General features: G+C 37.5%; 1 protein-coding gene. It reads right to left on the bottom strand.

From position 1 onward, the window contains the following. A partial coding sequence (locus NNN71_RS24760) for an SGNH hydrolase domain-containing protein (RefSeq protein WP_271459600.1) occupies positions 1-799 on the bottom strand: 799 nt, incomplete at both ends.

The following is a 799-nucleotide window of genomic DNA, read 5'->3' as shown; positions in this document are numbered from 1 at the left end:
ATATCATCATATAATCCCGGCCAAATTTTTATGGCCCCGGCCTTTGATAGGTGAGCGCTGTCTGAATAGATAAACCTCCCACTATCATCCATTGTTCCACATATTCCATTAGAGCAAATATATTTAAAGGTGTCTACGTATGACGCATTTTTGACCCCCTTTAATGCGTTAATTATCCCTTGGTTCATTTTTTCTTCAAAATCATCTTTTTTTATGGTTGTTGTAAGGAAGTTAGTGCAGTTGAGTGGAAGGTAGTCAGGTCTGCTAATGCATGAGTTTATGTCAAGAGAGCCAAGCATTCCCGGTTGTGATCCAATAAATACTATTTTGTTTGGGGTGACGGATTGCGCTAATTCAATAATTGATTTTTTAACAAATGAGATGTAATCATCATGTGTTTTGAAATTAATTCTTTCGCCATTTATCTTTCCAACATTTGAATAATACCCGACCCAATGAACACTGACTATCACAGGCAATCCAAGTTCATGTGATTTTTTTATGGCATAAGATAATGTGTCTTTTTTGCACCAAATATTTGGTTTTCCTGAGATTATAGTTGTGTATTCAGATGAGAAATAGCATCCATCCTGAAATGATGTGATTAGTGACTCACTCCGACGTTTTAGATATGCATCTGCAGCATATGCATATTGTCGGGCATAGCTGTCTCCAAGCATAATGGCCGTCGGTTTAGAATTTTTATCACCGATGATACCCGGAGTCCCTGTTGCATAACCATTGCCGCCGTATTCATTTTCATGAAACTCGCCTGATTTGAGAACCCTTTCTTTATAAT

It is taken from the genome of Kluyvera sp. Awk 3, from assembly GCF_028069715.1.
GTDB lineage: Bacteria > Pseudomonadota > Gammaproteobacteria > Enterobacterales > Enterobacteriaceae > Kluyvera > Kluyvera georgiana_A.
The sequence above is the reverse complement of the archived record's forward strand: the minus strand, read 5'-3'. Positions and strand labels throughout refer to the sequence as shown.